The organism is Acinetobacter sp. HA, from assembly GCF_000264725.1.
In the GTDB taxonomy this organism is placed as follows: domain Bacteria; phylum Pseudomonadota; class Gammaproteobacteria; order Pseudomonadales; family Moraxellaceae; genus Acinetobacter; species Acinetobacter schindleri.
Genome location: NZ_AJXD01000005.1, coordinates 40354 through 46353, shown reverse-complemented (window position 1 = coordinate 46353; position 6000 = coordinate 40354). Strand labels below are relative to the sequence as shown.

Sequence of the window (6000 nt, the reverse complement as noted above, 5' to 3'; positions counted from 1 at the left end):
GGAGTGCAAATATTAACCAAAAAGAAGATCGTTTTTTGATTTATGAAAGAGATCTATTCATTTAAATATGAATATAACGATCATTTTTTGATTTATGAAATAGATCTTATATAGAAGATGTTTTTTTAATAAACAGAATAGTCATTAATGGTAAGTTATTACTCAGAATAAAGTAAAAATTCAAAATATAAAAAAGGAAGTCCTCTATAAGACACTTCCTCGTAAAATTTTTTTATCGCTATCTTTGATTAAAAATAGCAGGATTCAGATGCATCTTTTTTTCAATGCAAGTAAAGAATTACATGATTCTCTCTTTAAACTTAAAGAGCTCATTACTTTGAGCATAAAAAGACCGACCATCCATATTTAAGTCGACTTCAAGACCTGACTGTAAAAGAACTTTCTTACCAACTTCGACCCATTTAAAGCCTTGGCGAGTATTTTGCTGTTTATTTAATGGAATAAGAGAAACCAGGATTTCAGTGCCATTGGCTGCTTTAGCAATTAAATTATTAAATTGATTCATTGTGTTACCTATTATTTTAATGTTTCTTCTATTTTTGAAAATAGAATAAAACTAGGGATTTCAAAAATTAGAGGGAGCCTGATTTGCAGGCTCCCTCTAATGAATGTTGTCGATTAAAGAGCGACAATATTCACAGCATTAGGACCTTTTTGACCTTCAACAATGCTGAAAGAAACCTGTTGGCCTTCAAATAAAGTTTTGAAACCTGAACTGCTAATTTCTCGGAAATGAGCAAAAACGTCTGGACCTGATTCTTGTTGAATAAAGCCAAAACCTTTAGTTTCGTTGAACCATTTTACTGTGCCAGTAACTGTATTAGACATAAAATAACCTTTTGATTTTTAGTATTTTTCGAATTAAATAAACGAAAATATGCTGAGAATAGGAAAGAATTGAAATGATGATCTGAAAAAACGAATGCTTATAAAATAATTAAAAACGACGATACTTAAAGAAAATAGAATAACAATACTTTGTATTTGATATTCATCATACACTTTATATCAAAATATTCAATAAAAATTCAAAATATTATATAAATAATTAATAAGATATTGTTCATGCATAGCTTATTAATCGTCTTAAGTCCTGCTTGAAGCTATCTAAAGTCGCTACATAGCATTTGCTGAATACAGACTTCTCCTTAAACATTAACTGATCTATACACGGTGTCACAAAGCGCTACAGCTTCTATGTATGCCCCATAGTATTTTAGAAAGGCGCCTAATAAGCGATATAACTCCTTTGAATGTGAGTGAACAATCGCCGTTATTTAAATAATAGAAGATAAAAAACAAAAGCTTAAAGCCAAATTTGTTTTTTATCAAAAGGGTAATAATAAGGAAGTCACATGAAAGAGACCAAGAGTGAGCTAGCAGGTACTGATCGTCCGGATTTGAAAAATCATAATGAGAAGAATGCCCAGCTTGATGCATACCGTCGTGATGCAACTGGGCAGGCTCTGACCACCAACCAGGGGGTGAAAATTTCTGATAACCAGAATAGCCTGAAAGCTGGTACTCGTGGTGGAACTTTGCTGGAAGACTTTATCTTTCAGGAAAAAATGACGCATTTTGACCATGAGCGTATTCCTGAACGTATTGTGCATGCCCGTGGTGTGGCAGCACATGGTGTATTTAAGGCTTATCCTGGCAATGAGCGCTTTACCAAGGCTGGATTCCTGACCGATACTGAGCGCGAAACTCCCATGTTTGTCCGCTTTTCTACCGTACAGGGTCCACGAGGTTCAGCGGATACAGTACGTGATATTCGCGGTTTTGCGATGAAGTTCTATACTCAGGAAGGGGTATATGACCTGGTGGGAAATAATGCGCCAGTATTCTTTATCCAGGATGGAATCAAGTTCCCGGATTTCGTGCATGCGATGAAGCCTGAACCACATACCGAGATTCCTACTGCACAGACTGCGCATGATACATTCTGGGATTTCGTTTCTCTCGTACCTGAAACTGCCCATGCGGTGATGTGGGCAATGTCTGACCGTGCTATTCCACGTAACTTCCGTTCAATTCAAGGCTTCGGTGTCAATACTTTCCGTATGATCAATGCGGATGGTGAAGCAGTCTTTGTTAAATTCCACTGGACACCAAAACAAGGTCTGACCCAGCTGACTTGGGATGAGGCACAAAAACTGGCAGGTCGTGACCCAGATTTTCACCGTCGTGATTTGTATGATGCAATTGAGTCAGGCAATTATCCGGAATGGGAACTAGGTGTACAGATCGTACCTGAAGCCGATGAGCACAAGTTTGATTTTGACCTGCTGGATGCGACTAAACTCATTCCTGAAGAGCTTGTACCGGTTACACCAATCGGTAGCTTTGTACTTAACCGTAATGTGGAAAACTTCTTTGCAGAAACCGAGCAGGTGGCCTTCTGTCCGGCACATATTGTACCGGGGATTGATTTCTCGAATGACCCATTACTACAGGCACGTGTGTTCTCCTATACCGATACACAGTTGATTCGTCTGGGTGGACCAAACTTCCACCAGATTCCAATCAATCAGCCAGTTTGCCCATTCCATAATAATCAGCGTGATGGTTATCATCAGCGTGCGATCCATCGTGGACAGGCCTCTTATGAACCAAATTCTATCGATAATAACTGGCCAACGGAAACCACACCGGCAGCGTCGAATGGTGGTTTCGAAAGTTATGCCGAGCGTATTGACGGACGTAAGATTCGTGAGCGTAGCCCATCATTTAGTGACCACTTTACCCAGGCACGATTGTATTACCGCAGTCTGACGCCATATGAACAACGTCATGTGGTGAATGCTTATGTTTTTGAGCTGAGCAAGGTGCAACGTTTGTATATCCGTGAACGTGAAGTGCTAGAAATTCTGTGCAATATCGATCTGGATCTGGCTCAGCAGGTGGCAATCAAACTGGGAATTGTAATTCCACCAGAAAAACTGAATGTGGAATTGCCGGAAGTAACACCATCTAAACGCATTTCTCTGGAAGCTTTCCCGGCGCCCGATATCAAGGGCAAGAAAATTGCTGTTCTAGTGCATGACAAGGTTAATCAGGCGAATGTGGATGCGGTATTGGCTTGGGCCAAGGAGGAAAGTGCCATTGCTGAGGTGCTCGCTCCGACACCTGCACCTGTATTGAGCAGCAGTGGTGCAGAAGTAATGGCAGATGGTATGCAACGAGGTGAGCCATCAGTACTTTATGATGCTGTTGTCATGGTCGATGGCGATAATTATGACCAGGTGTTGAAAGACGGCACGGCAAAACACTACATCATTGAAGCTTACGTACACTTAAAGCCAATTGTACTCTTGGGTGAAAAAGCTGACCTGATCAATTCTTTAGGTTTGGTCGCTGATGAAGGCACGCTTTCACATCAAGATTTCAAATCCGTCGCTATGGAATTAAAGCAACTGATTATGAAACATCGTGTTTGGGCGCGTGAACCAGTATCAGAAATGATTCCAGGTTAAAACAGCCAAGTCAAAAAAAACTCCCTCAAATTGAGGGAGTTTTTTAAGCTGTATAATTTAAATCAATCAGCTCGTATCTACATCTGTTTATCCACAAATGCATTCTGTTCAAATGCAATCCAAATGAGCGTCACAAAACCTATCCAGATGATTAAAATTCTTATAAATTTTTAGGTTTGATAACTGGATTCATTATTTATTTCAGATGAACTTCTTTATTTTTCACCAGGCGGCCAGCGGCGGTTTACGGAGTTACCTGCATTATTATAATGAATCACTTTGGCATAATTTCCCACGGCTGTGGCATTTTCAGGAATGTCTTTAGTGACCACACTACCAGCACCGATCGTGGCATTGTTGCCAATTTTGACATTATCAATAATGCAGACATTCGGCCCAATATAAACATTATCGCCGATATAGGCTGCCTGTTTCCCGCCATTGGCACCAATGGTCGTAAATTGTGACAGATTCACATTGTTACCAATGATTGTAGTGGGGTTCACTACTACAGGTCCACCATGGCCGATATATAATCCATAACCAATTTGCGTACTGCAATGAATGTCGATGCCGTATTTCTTTTTCTTATAATAAAAAATAGGGTAGGCCAATTTCGCAATAAATGAGTTGGAAGAGGCCAGACGCAACCAGAAGCTAAAATTAAAACCGCGGTTAAACAGATAGTTTTTAATCAGAGATTTTGCTGAAATATTACCGCAATAGCGATACAGATCACTAAGAATAAGTTGCCAGATCATGACTGAGCATCGGATAGAAAAGACAGCGTATTTTGCGCTGAAATGAATAGATTCGGAAGTCAGCAAGACTAGCGGATTTTATATAAATCACAATTGAAAAATTGTATGAATCTACTTTTAAAAATGTAATCAGGACTTGCACCACTATCAGGTGCAGCCTATATTAAGCTTACGGTAGGTCAAAAAACCATGCGACGACGCTACCAATAAGTTGGACGGATCAATGACAGTTAGTTGAGCTCGAATTTCGATTCAGGCAATAAATCTAGCACTAGCCATCCAACACAGAGCCCGCAGCGATGCGGGCTTTTTAATGTCTGGTTTTTAGTTTTGTCTGTGCGATTAAGGGAGTAGCAACAAACTATTCATTTGGTTTTGCAATGCATCTTATGCCGGAATAATATCCTGCTAAAAAATCTTACATATTCGTTTGAAAGCCTTTTAAATAAATATGTTATAAGAATTTAGAAGATCAGAATTAATAAATCCAAATTAAAAGGAGGGTACCGCAATGACAAAAGAGATGATTAATGTGCAAGTCAAAAACCAGTATGGAAAAATCCTTGATGTAAAAGCATTATTGCGCGCCGGTGCCCAGCATAGAGATCCTTCCCAACGTTTAGAACAGCAAGTTGAATACATTGTGGTGGACGATGAAATTATCCGACCAACGATTGAATTACTATTTGCCAGTGAGCAAACAGACTGTATTTATCGTGTTATGGAGCCAAAATAGGAAACTATTTTTCAGTTAAGTCTGGAAATATAGAAGCTATAGCTCATCTAAGGATGGGCTATTTTTTTAAATCCTATTGTTTCAGATTAACTGATTAAAAATAAATGCCAGCAGATGATAACGAACTAAGGGATAAGGATCAGATACTTCGCTACGGTTTATACGGATTTGTTGGCATACCTGTCCTAAGTCATGTTTTTGTATAAGGATATATTCTTGAGACAGAGGATCGGGTTGAAGCTTGAGCTGGCGACTTTGAGACTTCAAATTAAAAGCATTCAGGCATTCTTCTATATTTTGGTGAAGCTGAAATAGGACGAGGGCTTGAGTGTTATGTTGATGAGCATATCGCATAATTTAGATTCTATTCTTATCTATTATTATGCACTTAGCTTAACGCGATTTTTAACTCAATGCCTGAATAGTAGATAGTTCAAGCATTGAGTTAATAACTTGTCAACGAGCTTAAACTTAAAAACTTTTTAGAGTGACATTCACATCATAACGACCAAATTCTTCCAGAATCTGCTGAAGCGTTTGTTGTCCCAATGCATCTGCAGCTGCAATTTGTACTTCCTGATTGGTCTTGCTGTCAAAGCATTCAATCGTCTGAATCAGCCATTGATGTTCATAGGCAGTTTTCTCAATCAGTATGCGACGTGGTTGCAGCGCATCACTGATCTGGCGAGGCAAGACATACGTGATCGCCAACTGAATATGTTCTAGTTCATCGGCAGCACTGACAAAAGTAATGACCCAGTTTCCCACCTTGCTCAGTTGCATGGGATTATCAAAAGCATCGAATTCAAGATAGTATTGCATAAGCGTGGGAAGAATAAAAAATAATACATTCTATATGGCTTTAAATCCTTAATATAGCTATGCATCTATAGTCGAAAGTAAATGAATATAACTACTTTTGTATGAATTAAAATTATATTTTTCAATTAATTAATAAAAATTCTTGGCTGGATTTATTCATCTTTAAACTTAAACTAGACTTAAA

The 6000-nt window shown here is 38.6% G+C and carries 6 protein-coding genes; 2 read left to right on the top strand and 4 right to left on the bottom strand.

Annotated features, from left to right (window positions below; genetic code table 11):
- Window positions 1–298 precede the first annotated feature (298 nt).
- A complete protein-coding gene (locus tag HADU_RS01445; protein WP_004815297.1) occupies window positions 299–526 on the bottom strand; it encodes a hypothetical protein in 228 nt (75 codons plus the stop codon).
- Window positions 527–639: 113 nt separating this feature from the next.
- Window positions 640–849, bottom strand: coding sequence for a cold-shock protein (locus HADU_RS01440; protein ID WP_004815299.1), 210 nt, complete (start codon window positions 847–849; stop codon window positions 640–642).
- A 527-nt stretch (window positions 850–1376) separates the two neighbouring features.
- Here HADU_RS01440 and katE point away from each other — a divergent pair.
- Window positions 1377–3497 carry a catalase HPII gene (gene katE, locus HADU_RS01435; RefSeq protein ID WP_004815302.1) on the top strand — a complete coding sequence of 707 codons (2121 nt, stop codon included), beginning with the start codon at window positions 1377–1379 and terminating at the stop codon, window positions 3495–3497.
- 215 nt (window positions 3498–3712) lie between these two features.
- On the opposite strand, the gene HADU_RS01430 is transcribed toward katE, so the two are convergent.
- Window positions 3713–4258 carry a serine O-acetyltransferase gene (locus HADU_RS01430; RefSeq protein WP_004815307.1) on the bottom strand — a complete coding sequence of 182 codons (546 nt, stop codon included), beginning with the start codon at window positions 4256–4258 and terminating at the stop codon, window positions 3713–3715.
- 511 nt (window positions 4259–4769) lie between these two features.
- Here HADU_RS01430 and HADU_RS01425 point away from each other — a divergent pair.
- Window positions 4770–4994, top strand: a complete 225-nt coding sequence (locus HADU_RS01425) for a hypothetical protein (protein WP_008302599.1) — start codon at window positions 4770–4772, stop codon at window positions 4992–4994.
- A 471-nt stretch (window positions 4995–5465) separates the two neighbouring features.
- Here the strand turns inward: HADU_RS01425 and HADU_RS01415 are convergent, their stop codons facing one another.
- Complete coding sequence (locus HADU_RS01415; RefSeq protein WP_008302597.1) at window positions 5466–5816, bottom strand: hypothetical protein; 351 nt, start codon at window positions 5814–5816, stop codon at window positions 5466–5468.
- Window positions 5817–6000 lie beyond the last annotated feature (184 nt).